This is a genomic window from Streptomyces tritici, from assembly GCF_048500665.1.
In the GTDB taxonomy this organism is placed as follows: domain Bacteria; phylum Actinomycetota; class Actinomycetes; order Streptomycetales; family Streptomycetaceae; genus Streptomyces; species Streptomyces tritici.
Genome location: NZ_CP183183.1, coordinates 3,588,865 through 3,609,550 on the forward strand (window position 1 = coordinate 3,588,865; position 20,686 = coordinate 3,609,550).

A 20,686-nucleotide genomic window follows, 5' to 3' on the forward strand; every position below is an offset into this window, starting at 1 on the left:
GTGAGGGCATCGGGCGTCACGCGGCTCGGATGGCGGGTACCTGGGCTGCCCACGTGGTGACCTGGGCCAGGTGCTCGGGCTGGAGCCCGATGTGGGGGTCGGGCTGGACGAGGAGGGTCGCCGCACCTCGGGCCGTACGGGCTGCGGCCCAGCCGTGGTCGAGGCGGGTGAAGTCGTCGTCGATCCAGATGGCGGGTGCATCGCCCAGCCAGGTGTCGACGTGGTCGCGCTTCCACAGGTAGCCGTCGGGGTGGCTGGTGGTGATCTGCGGGCGGGGGAGGTCGACGTACGGCAGGACGGGGAGGCCGAGGAGCGGTCCGACCAGCGTGGCTGCGTCCTGGCGCCAGCTGGTGCACCAGACCGGGGTGACCAGGCCGGTGCGGATGACGTCCATGAGCAGGTGGCCGTGGTCGGGGTTGAGCCAGATGGTGACGGGGTTGTCGGCGCTGCGGCCGGTGGGGACTACGTCGTGGCGGGCGTGGGTGGCCGGGGTGGTCCCGTCGGCATCAGGGAAGGGTATGAGGACGCCGTCGATGTCGAGGAGCAGGTAGGGCGAGCGCATCGGTCCTCCAGGGGCCAGGGCGAGGGCGGCGGTCAGAGCTTGCGAGCGCGGATCAGCAGGGTGACGGGCCAGTGGCCCATGCGGGGGTCGTGGAATTCCTGGGCCGAGGTGAGCCAGAAGCCGGCCTGGCTGAGGTGCTTCTCCCAGCGGTCGGTATCGAACTCCCAGCGGGCGATGGGGAGCCGTGTGCGGTCGGGCAGGGTGACGTGGTCGCGGCGGGGTCGGTCGTCGCTGGAGGGGCTGCGGCCGCCGCGTTGCGGGTGGGGGACGGAGAAGGCGAGCACCCGGCCGGGCGTGAGGTGCTGGGCGATGGCCGGGAGCAGGAGTTCGGGGGCGACGAGTCCGACGGCGCCGAAGACGGAGTAGATCGCGTCGAACTGCTCGTCGGAGGCTTGGAGGTAGTGCAGGGCGTGGCCGGCGACGAAGGTGAGGTTGTTCAGCCGTCCGTAGTGGGAGCGGGCGCGGCGGATCTGGAGGCCGACGAGGTCGACGCCGGTGATGTGAGCGCCGTGGCGAGTGGCGAGGTGGGCGGCGTTGTGGCCGGGGCCGCAGCCGAGTTCCAGGAGTCGCTTGCCGCGCAGGTCGGGACCGAGGATCTCTGCCCCGGGACCCTGGCCGGGCCTCGTGGTCCATTCCATCCGCGAAGGCGCGGACAGGGGTTCGGCCAGCCCGGCGGCTGTGCGCTGGAGGGCGTGGGCGTGCCATGGGGATGCCTGGGCGAGCACGTCAGATCTCCAGGTGGTGGAGGACGTCGGTGAGGTGGCGGCGGACGGTCTTGATGTAGGCGGGGTCGGTGGCCGGGTCGTCGATCCAGCGGATGGACTGCTCCATGAACCACTCGACGGCCCACATGCGGTGCCAGCCGAGAGCCCAGTTCTCGGCGGTGAGTCCGCCGCGTCGGGAGAGGGCGTCGGGGGTCCCGCCGGCGGTGACGTACTGCTCCAGGAAGACGCGAAGACGCACGGAGTGCGGAGGTTCGATGGTGCCGTGCCAGCTGGCGAGGTCGAGCAGGCCGGGACCGGTGAAGGCGCGGGCGAAGTCGAGCAGCATCCAGCCCTGTTGCCCGATGTGGAGGCTGGTGGGGTGGAACTCGGAGTGCACCCAGCCGAACGGCCCCATCGTCGCTCCGGCCGAGCGGCTCTCGGCTGCCTGGGCGATTCGGTCGAGTGCGTCCTCGACGTCGTCGGCGTCCTGCCACCGCTCGGCCTTACGCAGCCGTTCGAGATGCTCCAGCGCACGGGCCGGCAGCGTGCGCAAGCGCTCCTGGTCGAGTACGGGAAGCGCGGGAGCCGTACGGGCGCCGTGCAGGACCACGGCCGCGGCGACTCCGTCGAGGTCGTCGGCCTCGCGGACGGTGGGGCCGAGGTCATCCATGAGCATGCCGAGCCAGCCGTCCAGGACGGCGGAGGCGTGGACCTGGGGGACGGGGACACCGAGGGTGCGGGCCAGGCGGAGGGCCTGGCCCTCGTTGTCGAAGGGCCTCTTGGCGTACTTGAAGATGGCCGTGGCACCGTCGGGGAAGGTCACGCGCTCGACGCCGGACATGGACCACACGCGCACCTCCTCCCGTACGGCGGTGGTCTGGCCAGTCGCGGTGAGCAGGCTGTCGAGGAGTTCGGCGCTGGGGTTCGCGGTCACGTGAGGGCTCCGGGGATGTTGCGGCGTCCGGGGCGGGCGGGTGACGCCGGCCCGCCCCGGAGCCTGGTGGGTGGGGTTACGCGGCGGGGTTTACGCGGTGGGCGTAGACCTGCTCGATCCAGCCCGCCTTGAACGCGGCGAGGTCGTCGCGGAAGTTGGCCATCGAGGCACCGTAGGGCGCGACGACGCCGCCGGTCTGGTCCGGCACGGACTGGCAGCCGTGCACGAGCCGGCCGCCGAGCGCCGTGTGGGCCTTGATGGACTCGATCCGGCGGTGCTCGTTGAACCAGCCACCGTGGTAGACCTCGTCGAGCATGCCGCCTATCTCGTCGTCCAGGTCGAAAACGACGGAGGTGGCGGCGGGGAAGAACCAGCACGGGCCGACGTTGGAGATGTGCCCGTCCAGCTCCACCTTGTTGAGCGCCATGAGCGTCGCGGCCTCGCGGAGCATCCGCAGGTGGTCGGCGGTGATCTGCGGCAGGCCGAGGCCGGCCAGGTGCTCCTCCCGGAAGAGGTACTCGTACACCTCGTACGCGGTGACCAGGACGCGGGCCGCGTCGGAGGTGGACTCTCCGTGCTGCTTGATGAAGTCCAACGCGAGCTGCTCGACCGCGCTCTCGGTCGTCTCGTCCACGTCCAGGAGCTGGGCCTTGACCAGCTCCCAGTCGGCGACGAGCCACGTGTTCGACTCGAAGCGGAAGAAGTACTCGGCCGGGTCGATGGTGATGCGCCGGCCGTCGACCTGAACGCCGGGCAGGCGGCTCCATCGCGGGTCGAACGCCTCGGGCAGCTCGACCGTGATGGCCTTGGTGTCGATGGTGGTCACCGTATCTCCGTCTCTGATCGGCCGGATTCGGGCACAGGAATGCCCGAACCCCGGTGTGGGCGTACGGAACTTCGGGTTGCCGCCCGGACCAAGGGGGAGCCTGGATCACGGTCGTGCCGTTCCGGGCGGCTGCTGATAAGTGAACCGGTGGTCACGCTCAGTGGGTACGGTGGAAGGAAGTTGAAGCGGTATACGCGGTTTACAGCTCCGGAGTGGAGGCGATCGTGGCGACGCAGAGAGAACCCAACTCCCGTCTGCGCGACGCCATCGACGCGGCCGGCTGCACCTACGAGGCCCTCGCCAGAGACGTGCGGCGTATCGCCGCCGAGAACGGCGAGATCCTCCAGACCAACAAGTCGGCCATCTCGCACTGGGTGAACGGCACCCGTGCCCCGTCGGGCCGGGTAGGCCAGTACCTCGCCGAAGCACTGTCCCGCCGAGCGGGACGCACGATCACCCAGACCGAGATCGGCCTCCGCTCCGGCGAGGCCGAACAGCAGGCGGAATCCGACCCCGTCCTCGCCGTCACCGACCTGGGCCGGGCCGACGTCGAGCGCCGCCGCTTCCTCTCCATCGCGGCCTTCACCACCGCCGGCGTCGCCATGCCGCTCGGATACGACCACGAAGCCACCACCCGCATGCTCCGCGCCCGCACCGGCACGTCCCTAATCGGCGCGGAGGACGTGGACGTCGTACGGCAGATCACGGCGGCCTTCAGCGCGGCCGACGAGCGCCTCGGCGGCGGGCACGGCCTGACCACGGTCACGGCCTACCTCGCCGACACCGCCGCCCCGATGCTCCGCGGACGCTTCCCCAGCGAAGCGTTACGCCGAGCCGCCTTCGGAGCCGTCGCCGAGCTCGCCTACCTCGCAGGCTGGAAGCACCACGACCTCGGCCACGAAGGCGCCGCACAGCGCTACTACCAGGTCGGCTACCAACTCGCCTGCGAAGCCGACCCCCACGGCCACGCCGCCTGGATGATGCGCGCACTCGCCCACCAGGCCCTCAGCCTCAAGCAACCCCACCACTGCGTCGACCTCGTCGAACGCGCCCTCCGGGCTGGACTCGGCCACGTCGACGGCCAGACCGAGGCCCTCCTCCACATCACCCACGCCCGCGCCTACGCCGCCGTGAACGAAAGCCCCTCGGCCGCACGCGCCCTACTCGCCGCTGAGGACGCCCTCCTACGAGACGACGGCCCCCAACCCAGCTACTCCCGCGTCAGCGGGTCCGCCGCCGGCACCGTGGCCAGCCACACCGCCCGCACCCTGACCGACCTCGCCGACCACATCGGCACCGAGCAGCAGCACCGCGACGCCCTCACCCGCTGGGACCCCGAGAAGTACAAGCGCGTCCACGCCCTCACCCACGCCGACCTTGGCGACAGCCTCGCTGCCCAGGCTCGCGCCGACGAAGCGGTCGCCGCCTGGACCCAGGCCCTGGTCCTCATGGAGGGCATGACCTCAGATCGCACCCGCAAGGCCATCTCCTCGATCCGCTCCACCCTCGCGGTCTACCAGCGCCGCCGCGTTCCCGGCGCCGCCGATCTCGCCCGCCGCGCACGCGAAGCCCTCGCCTAACATGCCCAACAACCCGCCCGACGAAGGGAACCCCGTGGCCCAGCAGACCGACGAACGCTCCCAAGCCCTCAAGCCGGCGCTCGACTCGATGACCCTGCTGGTCGCCGCCGTCATCGTCCACGACAAGGCCACCAACCGCGTCGTCCTCCTCCAGCGCAGTGAGAACGCCAAGTTCGCCCAGGGCCTGTGGGACCTCCCCGTCGGCAAGAGCGAACCGGGCGAGCCCATCACCGAGACCGCGGTCCGCGAGCTCTACGAGGAGACCGGCCTCACCGTGAAGCCCGAGTCCCTCAAGGTCGCCCACATCATCCACGGCGCCTGGGGCGTCGAAGCCCCCAACGGCTTCCTTACGGTCGTCTTCGCCGCCCACGAATGGACCGGCGAACCCGAGAACCGCGAACCCCGCAAGCACGCCCAGGTCCGCTGGGTCAACACCGACGCCATCCCCGAGGCGTTCGTGGACACCACAGCCAGCGCGCTCCACCACTACCTTGCCAACGGACAACAGGTGTCACTCGACGGCTGGAAGTAGCGGATCGGCCAACCCGCGGGCGGCCCACCCGGCTGGTCAATCAGGGCTTCCTCGTCGGACCGGCCTTCTTCTTCCAAGACCTACCGCCCCGGTCTAGCCGGGCGGCAGAACGGCCAAGCTCATGACCCGAACGCGGAGCACTTGCTAACTCGTTCGACACGCTGCTGCTCGGCTGCGCCCAGCCACGTCAATACGCTGGCCGCCGGGAAGCCCTCCGGCGAACAGGGAGATCATGACCGACCGCATCGAAGCCCTGCTGGACGAAGGCGTCCGCGACAAGGTCTACCCGGGTGCGGTGTGGGCCGTCGGCGACTCCGCCGGTGTCCGGGCGACGGGTGCCACGGGCGTCCTGGACCCCGACGAACCGGACGTGAGGATGCGGCCGGACACCGTCTTCGACGCCGCCAGCCTCACCAAGATCCTCGCGGTCTGGGCCTCCATCGGAGCCCTGTGGGAGGACAACGTCCTCGACCTCGACGCCCCACTCGGCACGTTCTGGGACGAGGTCACCGGCCACCCCCTCAGCGCCGTGACCGCCCGCCAGCTCCTGACCCACACCGCCGGCCTCCCCCTCCGGGCCCAGCTGAAGAACCTCTACGGCACCGGCCCCGACGGCATCCGCCGCGGAGTCCTGCACGAAGCCCTCAACCGACCGCCCGGCGAAGCCGTCGAGTACACCGACCGCGCCGCCCTCATCCTCGGCTACCTCGCCGAGCACCTCTCCGGCCAGCCCCTCGACCAGCTCTCCGAGACGAGGACCTGGCACCCGCTCGGCATGAACACCACCCACTTCGGCCCCCTGCCCGCCCACCTGGCTGCCCGATGTGCTCCCACCGAACTCGCCCAGGACACCGGCACCCACCTCAAGGGCACCGCCCACGACTTCTCCGCCCGGCTCCTCGGCGGCGTGTGCGGCATCGCCGGCACCTTCACCGTCCTCGACGACCTGGCCGTCTTCCTGCGCTACATGCTCGACCACACCACCGCCCCCGCCGGAGCCGGCTTCGGCGCCGAGTGGAGCGCCCACTCCCTCACCGCGCAGACCGGCGGCCTCCAGCCCGAGCGCGGCCTGTTCTGGCACCCGGCCCCAGGCACCACCGAGGAGCAGGACGTCTGGGTCCACTACGGCTTCACCGGCACCGGCATGTGGATCTCCCCCACCCAGGACTGGTGGGCGGTACTGCTGACCAACAAGCTCTACTACACCCGCGACCGCCAACCGCTGACCGACGTCCGCAACGCGTTCCGCGAGCTCGCCTTCGACTGAACAGCGGCTGCTCCACCGACTCCCCGCCGCAGCACTCCGAACGGCTGCAGAAGGCCGCCCCGCCTGAGGACCCTCAACGTCGATGAGGGTACGCCGCGGTCCCTGTGATGAGAACGGCAGCGGTCGTCGGGACCCGGACGTCACGCGTGGCCGCGACGGTCACGGCGTCCCGGACGGCCCGGGCGACTTCCATGGGAGCCCGTCGGGTCGACGGAGAATTCTCCGCCGTGTCCAGGGACGGAATCCCACCCGCTGGCTCCCGGTCGCTGCGGCCGTCACATCGCGCCTGATCGGCTTGCTGGTCGGACGGCTTCTGTTCCTGCCCGCTGGAAGCGGCAGAAGTGTGACAGCCTGACAGGCCACCTCGGCGGGTTGCGCCTACTCTGAAGTTGAGGTATCCGAGAGGTCGGAGGTCATCATGATCATTCTCGGAGTGATCCTGCTCGTCATCGGGTTCGTGGCCGGCATTTCCATCTTGTGGACGATCGGGATCGTCCTGGTCGTGATCGGCCTCATCCTGTGGATTCTCGGGGCGGTCGGTCACGCGGTCGGCGGACGCCGTCATTACTGGTAGTCGGCTCGGCCCCGAGCCGACGCAGCACCCGTGGTCCAGTCTTCACCAGGCCGTCCCGCCTCAGGGAGGCGCAGCGCCATGGTCTTCTTCCTGATCCTGCTCAGCGGTGCCATCACACTGATCGTCATCGGCGCTGTCGTGGACGGGATGCTCTACCTGCTCTCCACCGGGGTGCTGCTTCTCGTCGTCGCCGTGCTGTACCTGCTGGTGCGCTCGATACTGCGCTCGCGCCGGGGCAGGCCCACCGCGTTCTGACGGTGGGGACCAGCCTCGCGGGGCCCTCCGGATGGCCGGCGAGTGGGTGCGGCGGCCCACACCTCGACCGCTCAGTGAGAGGCGAGAAAGATGGCGATGTAGTGGGCGGTGAAGGCCGCCACTGTCAGCGCGTGGAAGACCTCGTGGAAGCCGAACCAGCGGGGCGAGGGGTCGGGGCGCTGGAGAGCGTAGACGACCGCGCCCGCGCTGTAGAGAAGCCCGCCGGTCACGATGAGGGAGACCACGGCCACGCCGCCGCTGTGCAGGAAGTCGGGCAGGTAGCGCACGGGCGCCCAGCCCAGGGCCAGGTAGCAGGGGGTGCACAGCCAGCGGGGAGCTCTCACCCACAGGACACGGAAGGCGATGCCGACCAGCGCGCCCGTCCACACGATCCACAGCAGGACGGACCACTGGTCCGGGGAGAGCAGGAGCACGGCGAGCGGGGTGCACGTGCCGGCGATGATCAGGAAGATGTTGGCGTGGTCGAGGCGGCGCAGAACGGCCTCACCGAGTGGTCCCCAGGTGCCGAGGTGGTAGACGGCGCTCGTCCCGAACAGCAGCCAGGCCGTGACGGAGTACACGGTGCAGGCCAGCACGGCCTGTGGCGTCCCCGCCAGGCAGATGAGGACGATGCCCATTGCCAGCGACGTGGGGACCATGCCGGCGTGGAGCCAGCCACGCAGCCTCGGCTTGATCGGGTCCACCAGGTCGGCCGCCCGATCGACCAGCTCGGCCACCGGGCGGGAACCGTCGGCTGCCTCGTCACGCGGTGGTTCCGAGGAAAGGCCGGCACTGCGGGATTCGACGTCTTCTCGGGTCACTGCCCCTCCCGAATCTGACTGCTGGGTATCACGGGAGACCATGCGCACATGCTGGGAACCTGACCGTAACAGGAGCCCCAGAAGCCCAGCTCATCGCGCGTAGTCGTTTTAGGCACCGTACGAATCCGTACCCGGTTGCCTGCCGACGACCGGGACCGCGGCAGTGCGGATGGGGCGGGCCCCCGAGCGCCGTCGGTGTTGCGCGGGCCATCGGTACTCAGGGAACCGGTGGGGGGCGCGTTTCGCGACCCAGGTTGATCCCGACGGTCCGCAGGGGAGCGAAGCCGGCCACGTAGCCGTCGCCCCGCAGGATGGCTTCGAGGACACCCGTAGACGTGCTCCGATCCCCCGGAGCGATTCCAGATCCCTGTGCAGGACGGTCCGCATGTGGGTCGTGACTTCCGATAGGGGACAGCCCTACCGTGGAAAGACGGGGAACAGACCCGGGGTGGTGTCATGCCGGTCAGCCTCGGAGACCCGGACCTGGCCGTGACATCGACCGTCGTGGCGTCGCGGTCCGTGGACAGCGGGCACGTCGGGGACACCTTCGGACCCTGGCTCTGACCCGCCACGCCCCTCCCGACCGACGGTGCGCCGTCCGGTGGGGCCCGGCACATGGAGGTGCCGAATATGGAGCACGGTCAGGACATTGCGGCTCAGCCCAAGTCGCGGGGGCGGCGTGTGGCCGACAGTCGTGCGGTGGAGGTCGCGTCCAGGGTCGGGCTCTGCGCCCGGGGAGTGATCTACGTGCTGGTGGGGATTCTGGCCGTGCGGATCGGCCTCGGCAGCGACAGCGGCCAGGAGGCCGACCGGTCCGGCGCGGTGGGAACCCTCGGCGAGCAGCCGTTCGGCCGGGCTCTGCTGTGGGCGCTGGTGGTGGGGCTGGCGGCGATGGCGCTGTGGCGTCTGTCCGAGGCGGCGTTCGGTCAGACGGTGGAGGGCGGCGACAAATGGAGCCGGCGTCTGGGCTCCTTGGGCATGGCGGTGTTCTACGCGGTGATCTGCATCGGCGTGGTGCAGACGGCGCTGGTCGGCGGATCCGCCGGGGGCCGCCCCGGCGACGAGACGTCGAAGGAGTACACCGCCAGGGTGCTGGACTGGCCGGGCGGCCGGGTGATCGTCGGCGTGTTCGGGGTCGTCCTGATCGTCGTGGGCGTGGTGATCCTGGTGCGCAGCCTGATGCGGAAGTTCGAGAAGAATCTCCGGACGGACGAGATGCGCCCGGCGACGCGGCGGGTCGTCGCGATACTGGGCATCGTCGGCGGCGCGGCGTGCGGCGTGGTCGCGGCCGGGGCCGGCCTGTCCGTCCTGCTGGCCGCCGTGCGGTACGACCCCGACCAGGCGAAGGGCCTGGACGAGACGTTGCGTTCGTTCGCCGCCACGCCCGCAGGGCCCGCCCTGCTGATCGCCGCCGCCGTGGGCCTCCTGCTGTTCGGCCTGTACTCGTTCTGCGAAGCCCGCTGGCGCAAGGCCGCCGAGCACGGGACTCCGGCGGAACAGCCGACCGGGGCCGCGGACCCGGGAGCACGCCCCGGTGCACCCTGACAAGGGGAACTCGTCCGACGGAGCGGGCCGTTCGTCTCCGTTCGGACGGTTGCGCCGCGCGATCCGCCGTGTGCGGGCCGGGCACCGGTGGGGGCAGGTCGTCGAGCTCGAGCTGTGGCAGCGCTCGCTGGGCTTCGCCGCCCTCGGTTTCCTGACCCTGGTACCCCTGCTGATCGTCGTGTCCGCTGCGGATCCGGGGAGCGGGCGGGGGTTCGCGCAGTGGCTGGGAGACGGGCTGGGCGTATCGGAGGCTGCCAGGGGGGACATCGAGCGGTTGTTCGCTCTGCCGGGCCAGACGCTGCGGACCACGACGGCGTTCGGCCTCGCGGTGCTCGCCGTGTTCGGGGTGTCGTTCGGCGCGACGGTGCAGAGCGGCTACGAGAAGGTGTGGGATCTGCCTCCGGCCCGCTGGTGGGCCAGGTGGCGGCATGTGGTGTGGCTCGCCGTCCTGATCGGGGTCCTCTTCCTGTCCGCGGTCACGCCGCTGTGGCGCGCGGCACCGGCCCGCGGGGTGATCACTCTGCTGAGCGGCGTCCTGTTCTTCTGGTGGTCCCAGCGGATGCTGCTCGGCGGCCGGGTTCCCTGGCCCGCCCTGCTGCCCGGTGCGGTGACCACCATGGCCGGGCTGCTCGGCCTGCGAGTCTTCTCCCGGCTCGTCTTCTCACCACTGATCGCATCCAGCGCCGTCACCTACGGACCGATCGGAACCGTCCTGGTCATCCAGTCCTGGCTGGTCGGCGTCGGCGTCGTCTTCTTCGGCGGCGCACTGACCGGCCGTCTCCTCCACGAGGGACTCCCCCGCCTGGCGCATGCCCTGAAACGGCGAAGATGAGGTTCTGACCTCCCTGATCTGCCGCACGGGCAGGTGGAGCGCAGACGATCGGCCACAGTGGCTCGCTCCAGGGGCACGCGGGCGGCATGAGCCGCATCGTCGTCACGCCGGGTACAACGCCACCTGCCTTTTCCGGGACCCCCGGCTCAGCGGAGTGTGCGTTGGCCGCCGGAGCGCCGCAGGTGCATCCCCAGGTACACCAAGGCCGCAGCGAGCACGACGATGCCGATGACCAGCAAGTAGAACAGTCCCTCGGCGACCGCGCCGATGATGCCCAGCACGATCGCGGCAATGACGAGGATCAGGAACAGCGTCACGGCTGAGCACCTCCTCGATGGGCCGGTCAGCGGCGGGCGAGCTGCCGCTCACCGTCCGCGCCGGGCTGGTAGGGCAGGCCGTAGTGCGCGAAGACCGCGGCCTCGTCCTCGGCGGGTAGCACGTCGTCCGTGCCGATCGCCGGGCACCTCTTCACCAGCGACTTGTCGTAGTCCACCTTGACGTAGCTCGGCCCCAAGATCGCGTCGGTCAGCGGAACGAAGACCAACTGGCGACGGGTGGGCAGACCGACGCGAACGGTAGCCATGGCCGGCTCATCGGTACTGGTATCCACATAGACGGCTTCCAGCACACCGATCTTGTGGCCGCCCACGTCGACGACGTCGTACGTCCGCCACTCACGGATATCCGCGGTTCGAAACATCCCCGGACTCCCTTCACACGATGGCGGCGCCCGAGCCGGTGCCCTTCTCAGCCTGCCTCGCGAAACCGAACAGCGCCAGCCTGGAGAACCCGCGGTACGGCGCGAGCCCCAACGGCTTTCTCGTCTATTCCGTGGAGCAGAGGAGCGGGGTCGCCAAGTGGCAGGGGATCAGGGCCCTGCGGGGCTGGACGGACGGAGGCGCCGTGGTTCGCCGCTGCGGCCATCGATTCGCCCTCCGCGCTGATGATCTTCGCCCTCTTCTCCCGCTCGGCCTCCGCCTGGCGCGCCATGGCGCGCTTCATGCTCTCGGGCAGCTGGATGTCCTTCAGCTCGACCAGGGTGACCTCGACGCCCCAGTCGGCGGTGGTGAAGTCGAGGATCTCGCGGATGTCGATGTTGATGCTGTCGGTCTCCGAGAGGGTCTCGTCGAGGGTGTGCTGCCCGACGACCTTGCGCAGGGTGGTCTGCACGATCTGGTTGATGGCCGCGCCGACGTTCTCGACGGCGATGACGGACTTCACGGCGTCGACGACGCGGTAGTAGGCGACCGCGGAGACGTCGACGCTGACTCGCGGGTGATGATCCCCTGGGACTGGAGGGGCATGGTGACGATCCGCAACGACACCCGGTGCAGGACGTCCACGAACGGCACGATCAGGGCCTTCGCGTCGTCCCCCGGAAAGCCGTCCGGGAACCGCCGTCTCCCGGCAGGGCTGCGCATCGGCGGCCCGGATGTGGGCAGACGGCCTGTTAAGAGCCGGCGCACTCGCTCGCGGAGAGGACCGACATGGTGGCCTCGATTCGACGGCACCGCACCATCCGAGGCCCGTGGGCCGCCGCCGAGGCACGTCGCGAGATGCGCGGCCTCGTGGCCGATGCCCTCCTGGCGGGCAAGGCGGTCGGTGAGGTGACCGAGGCCGACGCGATGCTGGTGGTCAGCGAACTGGTGACCAACGCCGTCCGTCATGCCGGAGGCGGATGCTCCGTGGACCTCACCCTGCGACCGGACGCCATGGACATCGACGTGAGCGATCAAAGCCGCGAACCACCGCATCCCAGGAGCCCCAGCCCTGACGGGGACGGCGGATACGGCTGGGGCATCATCGCCCGTCTGACCAGCGAGCTGACCGTGATGTGCCACGGGAGCGGCAAGACCGTCCATGCCCGGATCGACCTACCCCGCTGACAGACGATGACGCGGGGACGCACACTGGAAAAACAGCCGAAGGATCCTCAAGCCAGCACGCACAGGCGAGGGGGTCGAATGGTGGTGGAAGCGAACGACCCACGAATCCCGAGCAGCGAGGCGCCGGGTGTCTCCCTCCACTCCGCGCGGCGCGTCTACCGAGCGGTTAACGGATACGCACGCGTCGAGCATGGGGGCAACGAGGCACCCTCGACGTGGTTTCTCCGCGCAGCGGGCGAGTTCGACACCAACACCGTCGCTTGCCTGCGCGAGGCACTCGGCGATGCCCGCCGGGACGACGCCAAGCGAATCCTGCTCGATGTCTCCCAGGTGGGCTTCGGGGAGACCCCACCTTCCTCCGCGCACTGGTCGAGGCGCATCGCGGACCCGCCGGGCTCGACGGACCCGCGGCGCCTCCGGCTTCGTCTGAGTTTTACCCTCTGATCAGGCCGACTCCCGCGGCGGGCCCGCCGACCCGGGCGGCCCGGCGAGGAGGATCTCGGCGGCCTGCGTGGCGTTGTCGGCGTCGACGGCGCGGGCCATGGCCTCGCGGGCGGCCTCCGGTGGTGTGTCCGGCGGGACGACCATCAGGGAGAAGTGGTCGTTGTCGCCGCGGGTGACCAGGACGGTGTCGTCGCCGACGGGGAAGGAGTCGAGGTGCACGACCCGGCCGTCGACCACCAGGCGGGTCGGGATGGCGTTCCAGGCGGAGGCGTCCAGGCCGACCCGGGTGACGGGCCCGAGGTACTCGGTCAGGGCGGTGATCAGCGGCGGGAGTTCCCGCTCGACGTCACGCGAGCGCGGCCACCACGCGCCGTCCAGAAGGCTCTGCCGGGACCCGGTCGTCTCCATCCGGAGCAGCGCGGTGCCCGGTTCGACCGAGCGGTGGATCTCGTCCGGCAGGAGGCGCGGGGGCGCGGGGGCTTGGTGGGGGGAAACGTTTGCGTCGGTCATGGTGGTCCGCCCGTCCACGGGTGGTGCCGCTTCCGCCCGGGTCGGTGCCGCAGCGGACGCCGGGCCGGCGGGCGGGGCGACGGCCCCGCACTTTCACCGTACTCCGGGAGGACGCGCGGACGCGCAGCTCTCCGTCGGGGAACCGATCGGCGCCCGGGCTCCGGACGTGCCGTGGACGTATGGGGGCGTACCCGCCTCACTTCGGTCGCCCGGGCAGGCCCCGGGGGAAGGACTGTGCCGTCCTGGACCGCAACGAGCCGGACGCCGGAGCCCCGTCGCCGCCGGGGACGCCGAAGTCCGGATCGTCTCCGCCTCCACGGACGCCGCCCGCAGAGTGGCCGACACCCTGCGCCACCGTCTCGCCGACGGTCAGCGGTGCGGCTGACCCGCCCCGGGCAAGGGCACCCGCCTGCGTCCCACCGTCGACACCACCCGCACCGCCGGGCCGGGCCTGACTGGCCACCGGCCGTCCCCAGCGGGGCACCGGGCCCCACGCCGAGGAACCCCGACCGGGCAGCCGGATTCGGCGGATGCGCGTGGCGGCCCCGGCCTCCGCGAAGCATCCTGGAAGCCGCACCGCGATGCCGTCGGATCGGCCCGTCGGCACCGGTCCACAGTGTCGCCCCGCCGCTCGCCTGGAGGCCCCGGATGACCGTCGGACGGTACGAGGACGGGGATCCCGGTCGCTCGGAGAGCTTCGGGGAGATGCTGCTGGGCGGGCTCCTGGACCACGCCCACACGCTGCCGCCCGACCGGGTCGGATCGGCCCTCACCGACGCGATCGTACAGATCGGGGGCCGCGAGGTGCGGATCCTGCTCCAGGACTACGGCCAGCGGAATCTGGTCCCCCTCGCCGGGGACGGACTGGCGGACGGCGATCCCGTGCCCATCGACGGTTCGGCGGCCGGTCGCTGCTTCCTCACCTCGCGTCCGGTCGAGGTGCCGGTGGTCGAGGGGGTGCGGGTCCACGTCCCGCTCCTCGACGGCGGCGACCAGGCCGGCGTCCTGGCCGTCACGCTGGACGCGGTCGACGACGACGCCCGCCGCCTCCTGCGCAGGCTCGCGGCCCTGGGCTCCGACATCATCCGGACCAAAAACGGCTACACCGACCTCTTCTTCCGCACCCGCCGCGGCGAAGCGATGAGCGTCGCCGCCGAGATCCAGTGGTCGCTCCTGCCACCCCTCGCCATGACGATGCCCCGCGTCGCCGTCGCCGGAGTCCTGGAACCCGCCTACGACGTGGCCGGCGACAGCTTCGACTACGCCCTGAACGGCGACGTCCTCCACCTCGCCATGATCGACGCCATGGGCCACGGCCTGGACGCGGCGACCATGGCGACCGTCACCATCGGCGCGTACCGGCACGCCCGCCGCACCAGCGTCGAGCTCTCCGAGATCTACCTCTTCATGGACCGGGCCGTCGCCGAGCAGTTCGCCCCCGACCACTTCGTCACCGCGCAGATGCTGCGGCTCGACACCGGCACCGGCCGCCTCCAGTGGGTCAACGCCGGACACCCCGCCCCCATGCTGATCCGCCACCACCGCGTCGTACGCCGCCTCGACAGCCCCACCACCCTCCCCGTCGGCTTCGGCGGAGACCAGCCGCAGGTCAGCGAGGTGGCGCTCGAACCCGGGGACCGGATCCTCTGCTTCACCGACGGCCTGATCGAAGAACACGAGAGCGGTCAGCAGGAGTTCGGCGAGGAACAGCTGATCAACTGGGTGAACCAGCTGGACAGGGCGGACCGGGAGGTGCACGCGGTGGCGCGGGACCTGTCCCACACCCTCAAGCGGGCACGTGGCGAGGCCACTTCGGACGACGCCACGCTCCTCCTGGTCGAGTGGCGCGGGTGACGGAGGGACGTGCCGCGAGGTGAGGTCACCGACGCCGACCGGGCGGATGCTCCCGGCCCGGGAAATCGGCTGGACGGACACCACTCGTCCGCCCCCGGCGCGGAGTAGGCTGAAGGTACCGGGAGTAAGTCGAACACCCGCTCCCACGCGGACGTCGTTTCCGGCGATCAAGACACTGGGCCGCCCTGCAGGGCGGCCCGGAGACGGGTCCGCGATCATGACCACCACCCTCGCACCCTCGCATTCGGCGCGCCTTTCGCTGACACCGGAGACCACACTCGCCGGTCTCCTGGACGGCGCCTGGTGGCCTCGCTCGCGTGACCTCGCCGCTGAGCTTCCGCCCCTGGTCGACGCGCTGGAAGAGCGCTTCGGACGCATCACACGGGTCACGGTGAACCCCACCCGCTGGCCCGTCGTCCCGCACAAGGTCGCCGTCACCGGGCACACCGTGCACGTCGGCTGGTTCACCGAACAGGATCCCGACAAGATGATCCTGCTCTCCTACACCGTCGGCCGCGTCGACCTGCTGGTGATACCGCCCGAGACCGAACCCGCCGCGGCCACCCGGCTCATGGCGGCCGCCGCCGTCCCCGGCAGCGTCCTCACCGCTGGTGCCCTGATGTCCGACGAAGCCGCGACCGGCCGCCGCATGCGCGACGCCCGCAGCAGCGAGGACGCCTGGGAGACGGACGGAGGAGCCGCCCTGCCGCCCCTCCGGCACCCGGTCGTCGGCGCGCGGATGATTCCGCTGCCGAAGAACACGCGGTGGTGACGACATGGAGACCCTGATCGCGCTCGTGGCCGCCGCTGTGCTGATCACACTCGGCACGCGCATCGTCCACCGGCTCAACGCCCAGCACGACGCACGCATCGCCGCCCGCCACTACAGCGACCCCTTCCCGGCCATCTTCCGACCGCCCGGTCACAGCCCCCGCACGCCGACAGAGCAAGCAGCCCGCCGCAGGGCCATGGGCACCTGGCCCTGACCGCTCCAGAGACCACTCCGCCGACCGAAGGCCGCGGGTGGGGCACCCGACATCCGGGACAACCCACCCGCCGGCCTCTCGCTCACCCGTGAAGGGACCACGCCCCTTGTACCGCACCGACACCGCGGCCCTGCCCTCGGCCGGACAGGCCGAGATCCGCATCGTCGCCGCCACCCCCGAAGCCGCCCGCGCGGTCGCCGAGGTGATCCGCCGCTCGTTCGCCGGGACGGAACAGCGCAGCTACCCCGTCCTCGACGGCGGCACCCGGCTCCACCTCACCGTCGACACCGAAACCGCCGCAGAGCCCGCCCGCTCCTGGCTCACCACCAGCAGATCGTCCCCTCTCACCGGCACCCACGTCGACGAAGTCTGAGCGGAATCGGACCTTCACACGACGAAAGGACCCGGTCATGGCCACACTCCACGAGCGACAGCTCTACCGCGAGCGGGTCCTGACCGCCCTCTACGAAGCCACCGAAGGCAACCGGCTCCTCGGCATCACGGGACGGAAGCTGCGCAACGACCTGCGCATCCCGGAGGAAGACCTGGCCGCCGCCTGCGCCTACCTCGCCGGCGAGGGCCTGATCACCGTCGACTGGGAACCGGGCAACACACCCGCGATGGTCTCCCTCACCCACCAGGGAATCCGCCGTATGGAGGCCGAAGAACAAGAGCGCGGCTGAGCCGGACCACCCCGACGTCCCGCTCTCGCCCGGCCCGCCCGGCCGAGAAGTCGTACGATTGAACACGGATCGAGCACGCTCACGTGTGACGATCCGGAAGGGCGGCCCCGGCGGAGTGAATGCGCCGGGGCCGTTGTGACGACCGCCGCCAGGCCCGCGCACCCGGCGTCTCGGACGTGGCACCGGCCGGTACGTCGGCGCCCGTCGTCCCTCGCGACGCCAGTCAGCGCCGGGCCCGGAGATCCGCCGTCGGGGCCCGCGCGCTGTCGCGGGCCCCGACCCCTTCCGTCGTCTATTGCATGGCGCAGTGGAGCGGGGGCGTCAGGCGGCAGTGGATCAGGGTCCTGCGAGGTGCGGGGCGCTGAGGTGGGGCGGGACGGCGGTGCCCTGGTTCGCGCGGTCCCCGTGGGCAAGGAGAACCGCTGCGGGCATCGGGAGGCAGGTCAGGAGCAGGAACGTCATGACCTGCCTGCCGCCGTCAGGGAGCCGCCATGGGCCCGCTGCCGTCGTGCTGGTGCAACGGCGTCCAGAAGGTGCTGAACGGCCCGTGAAGGGTTCGCGAGTCTGAGACGGCGTCCCCGCTGGGGCCACCAGTCGAGGACGGCCAGGAAGCCGGAGTCGCAGAAGGTGACCCGCGAGGTGTCCAGGACGAGCCCGGTGCAGCCCTCGTCGGCCGCCGAGGCCAGCAGTGCCCGCAGCGGGGCGGCGCTGAAGTGGTCGATCTCTCCGGCGAGGCGGAGGACGAGGGTGGTGCCGAGGGTGGTGCAGGAGTCGACGACTATGACGCCGGGCGCGGTGTCCGCGCCCGAGTCTTGCACGACGGGAGGAGCGGGGGTGGCGAGAGCGGCGGACAGTATCGGTGCGGTGCTTGAAGTACTCACATCCCCATCAACGCCTCCCGCCCGGGACCGGGGAACGAGCCACGCGACCCTTTCACCCCAAGTGACCAGCCCCGATCCCCGGCAAGGGGAAAGTTTCCACCCGAACGAGGCAGGCGGACGCCCATGACGCGACCGCTGTCCTCCGGAATCGCCGCGACCGAGCCCCGAGTGGGAGCGGCTGCGAGGGGGAGCGTCTCCCCGGGCACCCTGCTGGAGACCCGTCGCGTGCCCCATCCGTGCCCTTCACGGCGGTGAACAGCGGTCACCAGGGGTGCGGGCGGAACCCCTCGGAGCACCCTGCGAAGATGCTTGCCCGCAGGTCAGAGGCCATGTGGGCGGCCAAGGCGACGGTGATTCCCAAGCTTATAGCGCGGGTTCGATTCCCGTCATCCGCTCTTCTGTGAAGGCCCAGGTCAGAGACCTGGGCCTTCGTCGTTGTCCAGGGTCGTGGGAGCCGTGGCCCTTGGGCGGAGGAAATCGTGCTCGTTTTCCGTGCAACCGTTCGGCCGTCGGTGCGTCTTCCGTTGCGTGACTCACGACTCCATAACCCGCCGCCGCGGACGCGGCGCTCTCGGTGCGGCCCTCGCCGTGGGAGTGCTCGCGCCGACCGCCCTGTCGGCGACGCCTGCCACCGCCGCGACCCCTGCCGCGACCTGCACGTCGCTCACGCCGGGCCTCGCCGCCAAGCTCACCGCGGACGTCAACGCCGCCCTGGCGGGCCGCGCTTCGACGACCGCCGTCTTCGTCAACGACCGGGTCACCGGGACGAGCTGCTCGCTGCGGAAGGACCAGAAGTTCGACTCCGCCAGCGTGGTCAAGGTGATCGTGCTCGCCACCCTCCTGTGGGACGCGCAGAGGACCGGCCGGGCGCTGACGGCCACCGAGAAGTCCCGCGCCCATGCCATGATCACCCAGTCGGACAACACCGCGACCAGTGCCCTGTGGCGCCAGCTCGGCGTGACCAAGATCCAGAACTTCCTCCGGGCCGCCGGGCTGACCAACACCGTCCCGGGCTCCGGCGGCTACTGGGGGCTCACCCAGATCACCGCCTATGACCAGCAGAAGCTGCTGTCGCGCATCACGGTGAAGAACAGCCTGCTGACGGACGCCTCGCGAACGTACATCCTGCAGCTGATGAACGCGGTCGTCCCGGCCCAGCGCTGGGGCACCCCGGCCGGCGCGCCCAGCACGCTGAAGGTCCACGTCAAGAACGGCTGGCTGTCGCGGGCCACCCACGGCTGGCGGGTGCACAGCATCGGGGCCTTCACCAGCAGTACGAAGAACTACACGATCACCGTCCTGACCCACGACAGCACGACGATGAACTATGGCGTCGACACCATCCAGCGTGTCGCGCGCGCCGTGCACAAGAACCTCAACCCGGCCGCGACGATGAGCTCGGTGATCGCTCCGCCGGCCGTGCCGCAGGAGGCCACGGTGCCGGTGCCGGAGCGCGGGCCGGCGTACTGAGGGGGCTTGTCGGCAACAACAGCGGCGGTGATTCCCGAGCTTGTGGCGCGGGTTCGATTCCCGTCACCCGTTCTTCCACGAAGCCCCGGGTCAGTGACCCGGGGCTTCGTCGTTGTCCGGAACTGCCCGACCGGCACGTGCCGGTCGGGTCTTCTCGTGTGCCGACGGGTGGATCCTCCGCGGAGGCGGTCAGTGCTCGGAGTAGCTGACGTCGCCCATGGTCCAGGCGCTGATGTCCGCGATCGAGACGCGGTACATCCCTCCCGTCTCCGGGATCGCGACCGGGCCCTGGAGGATCCGGGCCAGGTGGAAGTGGAGGTGGGTGGGCGGCCCGTCCTTCTTCGCCGCGGCGGAGAAGACGGCGGAGAACTCGGCCAGCCGGTCGGAGTCCGCCAGGACCTCCGAGACCCGCTGTCGCCACACCGCTTCGGGTGCCAGCCGGCCTGTGATGACAGCGCCCCCGGTGACCACGGTCAGCGACATCTGGTTGCTCTGCCCCGACTCCACCAGCCTGGCGACGTCGATGAGCAGCTCGTCAATCTTCGACATGAAAGCCGATCCTACGGGCCGCTCCGCCCCGTTCACAGGTCGTCCTGCCGGGTGGGAAGGACGACCGGGCGCGCGGGTGCCGGTGTCGTCCGCCCGCCCGTGACACAAAAATCTATGTCGGCCGCAGTAGACTTTGGAAAGTCCTCGGGTTATGTTTTCTCTCGTAACCAGAAGAGACAGCAGGGCCTGGCAGAGACGAACTGCCGGCAAGCAGGACAGGTAGTCCCCTTGAGCAGGACGGTGCGGCGGCGGAGTTTCGGAGCCAGGGCTTTCGCAGGACGGTGACGAAACTGGCGGCTGGACCGGGCGGCCCGCAGTGATCAGGGGCCGCCGAGAGCGGGACCGCGGTCTTGGCAGACGCAGTCCCGCAAGGCAAGAGGTTGATCAGCGAGAGAGAACGGAGGAACACGGCGCCATCGGGATCGCCCGGGCGGAAGTCTGGAGCCCGGGTACCGCAGCACATCGACAGCGAGGTGGTCTCCGGTCAAGCAACCGCGATCCCCGCGCTCCCGGCAGCAGTCAGGCCGGGTGAGCGGACACAGAACGCCGGCGCTTCATCAGGGCCGGCAGGTGGTGTAGAAGTTCCTCGTGGGCCCTGGTGCCAGTACTGGCACCAGGGCCCCTCTATGTGTGTCACGGAGAGGTGCAAATGACAGCAGACGACTCGTACGACCGTCTCGACGACGACGACTACCCTGCCTACACCATGGGCAGAGCCGCCGAGCTGATCGGCACCACCCAGGGCTTCCTCCGGGCCATCGGCGAAGCCCGCCTGATCACTCCGCTGCGTTCCGAGGGCGGCCACCGCCGCTACTCCCGCTACCAGCTCCGCATCGCCGCCCGTGCCCGCGAGCTCGTCGACCAGGGCACGCCGATCGAGGCGGCCTGCCGCATCATCATCCTCGAGGACCAGCTCGAGGAGGCCCAGCGCATCAACGCCGAGTACCGCCGCGCCGCCGAATCCGGCACGCCCCCGGTGCAGGCCTGAGGC

The 20,686-nt window shown here is 70.6% G+C and carries 26 protein-coding genes; 15 read left to right on the top strand and 11 right to left on the bottom strand.

Annotation, left to right across the window (positions count from 1 at the left end; translation table 11 throughout):
- Positions 1-16: 16 nt before the first annotated feature.
- From ACNJ93_RS16570 to ACNJ93_RS16585, 4 genes are all read right to left on the bottom strand, one after another.
- On the bottom strand, positions 17-562 hold the full coding sequence (locus tag ACNJ93_RS16570) for an HAD domain-containing protein (RefSeq protein WP_418958177.1): 546 nt from the start codon (positions 560-562) through the stop codon (positions 17-19).
- A gap of 32 nt (positions 563-594) precedes the next feature.
- On the bottom strand, positions 595-1,287 hold the full coding sequence (locus tag ACNJ93_RS16575; RefSeq protein WP_418958178.1) for a class I SAM-dependent methyltransferase: 693 nt from the start codon (positions 1,285-1,287) through the stop codon (positions 595-597).
- 1 nt (position 1,288) lies between these two features.
- On the bottom strand, positions 1,289-2,200 hold the full coding sequence (locus ACNJ93_RS16580) for an aminoglycoside phosphotransferase family protein (RefSeq protein WP_418958179.1): 912 nt from the start codon (positions 2,198-2,200) through the stop codon (positions 1,289-1,291).
- Between the two features lie 76 nt (positions 2,201-2,276).
- Positions 2,277-3,026 (bottom strand): hypothetical protein, encoded by a 750-nt coding sequence (locus tag ACNJ93_RS16585; protein ID WP_418958180.1) that lies wholly within the window; start codon positions 3,024-3,026, stop codon positions 2,277-2,279.
- 224 nt (positions 3,027-3,250) lie between these two features.
- On the opposite strand from ACNJ93_RS16585, the gene ACNJ93_RS16590 reads away from it, so the two are divergent.
- The 5 genes from ACNJ93_RS16590 to ACNJ93_RS16610 all read left to right on the top strand — a co-directional run bounded on the left by ACNJ93_RS16590 (position 3,251) and on the right by ACNJ93_RS16610 (position 7,234).
- Positions 3,251-4,606, top strand: a complete 1,356-nt coding sequence (locus ACNJ93_RS16590; protein ID WP_418958181.1) for a tetratricopeptide repeat protein — start codon at positions 3,251-3,253, stop codon at positions 4,604-4,606.
- Between the two features lies 1 nt (position 4,607).
- On the top strand, positions 4,608-5,138 hold the full coding sequence (locus ACNJ93_RS16595; protein WP_418958182.1) for an NUDIX domain-containing protein: 531 nt from the start codon (positions 4,608-4,610) through the stop codon (positions 5,136-5,138).
- A 232-nt stretch (positions 5,139-5,370) separates the two neighbouring features.
- Complete coding sequence (locus ACNJ93_RS16600) at positions 5,371-6,405, top strand: serine hydrolase domain-containing protein (protein WP_418958183.1); 1,035 nt, start codon at positions 5,371-5,373, stop codon at positions 6,403-6,405.
- 418 nt (positions 6,406-6,823) lie between these two features.
- Complete coding sequence (locus tag ACNJ93_RS16605; RefSeq protein ID WP_150162223.1) at positions 6,824-6,979, top strand: DUF6131 family protein; 156 nt, start codon at positions 6,824-6,826, stop codon at positions 6,977-6,979.
- Positions 6,980-7,057: 78 nt separating this feature from the next.
- Entirely contained in the window at positions 7,058-7,234 is a 177-nt protein-coding gene (locus ACNJ93_RS16610) for a hypothetical protein (RefSeq protein WP_418958184.1), read from the top strand.
- Between the two features lie 71 nt (positions 7,235-7,305).
- Here ACNJ93_RS16610 and trhA read toward each other — a convergent pair whose 3' ends face one another.
- The gene (gene trhA / locus ACNJ93_RS16615; protein ID WP_418958185.1) at positions 7,306-8,097 is read right to left on the bottom strand and encodes a PAQR family membrane homeostasis protein TrhA; all 792 of its coding nucleotides are present in this window, start codon (positions 8,095-8,097) and stop codon (positions 7,306-7,308) included.
- A 657-nt stretch (positions 8,098-8,754) separates the two neighbouring features.
- On the opposite strand from trhA, the gene ACNJ93_RS16620 reads away from it, so the two are divergent.
- Positions 8,755-9,600 (top strand): DUF1206 domain-containing protein, encoded by an 846-nt coding sequence (locus ACNJ93_RS16620; protein ID WP_418958186.1) that lies wholly within the window; start codon positions 8,755-8,757, stop codon positions 9,598-9,600.
- A gap of 49 nt (positions 9,601-9,649) precedes the next feature.
- Positions 9,650-10,432: a ribonuclease BN gene (locus ACNJ93_RS16625; protein WP_418958187.1), complete on the top strand. Its 783-nt coding sequence runs from the start codon at positions 9,650-9,652 to the stop codon at positions 10,430-10,432.
- A gap of 146 nt (positions 10,433-10,578) precedes the next feature.
- Here the strand turns inward: ACNJ93_RS16625 and ACNJ93_RS16630 are convergent, their stop codons facing one another.
- From ACNJ93_RS16630 to ACNJ93_RS16640, 3 genes are read right to left on the bottom strand one after another with little or no spacing between them, the layout of a single operon-like run.
- Positions 10,579-10,749, bottom strand: coding sequence for a hypothetical protein (locus tag ACNJ93_RS16630; RefSeq protein ID WP_319009461.1), 171 nt, complete (start codon positions 10,747-10,749; stop codon positions 10,579-10,581).
- 26 nt (positions 10,750-10,775) lie between these two features.
- Positions 10,776-11,132 carry a PRC-barrel domain-containing protein gene (locus ACNJ93_RS16635; RefSeq protein WP_319009460.1) on the bottom strand — a complete coding sequence of 119 codons (357 nt, stop codon included), beginning with the start codon at positions 11,130-11,132 and terminating at the stop codon, positions 10,776-10,778.
- A 47-nt stretch (positions 11,133-11,179) separates the two neighbouring features.
- Complete coding sequence (locus tag ACNJ93_RS16640) at positions 11,180-11,653, bottom strand: SPFH domain-containing protein (RefSeq protein ID WP_319009459.1); 474 nt, start codon at positions 11,651-11,653, stop codon at positions 11,180-11,182.
- Between the two features lie 266 nt (positions 11,654-11,919).
- Between ACNJ93_RS16640 and ACNJ93_RS16645 the strand changes: the two genes are divergently transcribed.
- The gene (locus tag ACNJ93_RS16645) at positions 11,920-12,318 is read left to right on the top strand and encodes an ATP-binding protein (RefSeq protein WP_319009458.1); all 399 of its coding nucleotides are present in this window, start codon (positions 11,920-11,922) and stop codon (positions 12,316-12,318) included.
- A gap of 444 nt (positions 12,319-12,762) precedes the next feature.
- Here ACNJ93_RS16645 and ACNJ93_RS16650 read toward each other — a convergent pair whose 3' ends face one another.
- On the bottom strand, positions 12,763-13,272 hold the full coding sequence (locus ACNJ93_RS16650; protein WP_319009457.1) for a DUF5994 family protein: 510 nt from the start codon (positions 13,270-13,272) through the stop codon (positions 12,763-12,765).
- A gap of 648 nt (positions 13,273-13,920) precedes the next feature.
- Here ACNJ93_RS16650 and ACNJ93_RS16655 point away from each other — a divergent pair.
- From ACNJ93_RS16655 to ACNJ93_RS16675, 5 genes are all read left to right on the top strand, one after another.
- The gene (locus ACNJ93_RS16655; protein ID WP_418958188.1) at positions 13,921-15,126 is read left to right on the top strand and encodes a PP2C family protein-serine/threonine phosphatase; all 1,206 of its coding nucleotides are present in this window, start codon (positions 13,921-13,923) and stop codon (positions 15,124-15,126) included.
- Positions 15,127-15,343: 217 nt separating this feature from the next.
- Entirely contained in the window at positions 15,344-15,898 is a 555-nt protein-coding gene (locus ACNJ93_RS16660) for a DUF5994 family protein (protein WP_319009455.1), read from the top strand.
- A gap of 4 nt (positions 15,899-15,902) precedes the next feature.
- Positions 15,903-16,112: a hypothetical protein gene (locus ACNJ93_RS16665; RefSeq protein WP_319009454.1), complete on the top strand. Its 210-nt coding sequence runs from the start codon at positions 15,903-15,905 to the stop codon at positions 16,110-16,112.
- A gap of 106 nt (positions 16,113-16,218) precedes the next feature.
- Positions 16,219-16,485 carry a hypothetical protein gene (locus tag ACNJ93_RS16670; RefSeq protein ID WP_030747627.1) on the top strand — a complete coding sequence of 89 codons (267 nt, stop codon included), beginning with the start codon at positions 16,219-16,221 and terminating at the stop codon, positions 16,483-16,485.
- 37 nt (positions 16,486-16,522) lie between these two features.
- The gene (locus ACNJ93_RS16675; protein ID WP_283852583.1) at positions 16,523-16,795 is read left to right on the top strand and encodes a hypothetical protein; all 273 of its coding nucleotides are present in this window, start codon (positions 16,523-16,525) and stop codon (positions 16,793-16,795) included.
- 458 nt (positions 16,796-17,253) lie between these two features.
- Here the strand turns inward: ACNJ93_RS16675 and ACNJ93_RS16680 are convergent, their stop codons facing one another.
- Positions 17,254-17,613: an STAS domain-containing protein gene (locus ACNJ93_RS16680; RefSeq protein ID WP_418958189.1), complete on the bottom strand. Its 360-nt coding sequence runs from the start codon at positions 17,611-17,613 to the stop codon at positions 17,254-17,256.
- A gap of 657 nt (positions 17,614-18,270) precedes the next feature.
- Here ACNJ93_RS16680 and ACNJ93_RS16685 point away from each other — a divergent pair.
- Positions 18,271-19,146 carry a serine hydrolase gene (locus ACNJ93_RS16685; protein WP_418961433.1) on the top strand — a complete coding sequence of 292 codons (876 nt, stop codon included), beginning with the start codon at positions 18,271-18,273 and terminating at the stop codon, positions 19,144-19,146.
- Positions 19,147-19,335: 189 nt separating this feature from the next.
- On the opposite strand, the gene ACNJ93_RS16690 is transcribed toward ACNJ93_RS16685, so the two are convergent.
- The gene (locus tag ACNJ93_RS16690) at positions 19,336-19,695 is read right to left on the bottom strand and encodes a hypothetical protein (protein WP_418958190.1); all 360 of its coding nucleotides are present in this window, start codon (positions 19,693-19,695) and stop codon (positions 19,336-19,338) included.
- A 649-nt stretch (positions 19,696-20,344) separates the two neighbouring features.
- On the opposite strand from ACNJ93_RS16690, the gene ACNJ93_RS16695 reads away from it, so the two are divergent.
- Complete coding sequence (locus ACNJ93_RS16695; protein ID WP_418958191.1) at positions 20,345-20,683, top strand: MerR family transcriptional regulator; 339 nt, start codon at positions 20,345-20,347, stop codon at positions 20,681-20,683.
- The last annotated feature ends 3 nt before the right edge of the window (positions 20,684-20,686 follow it).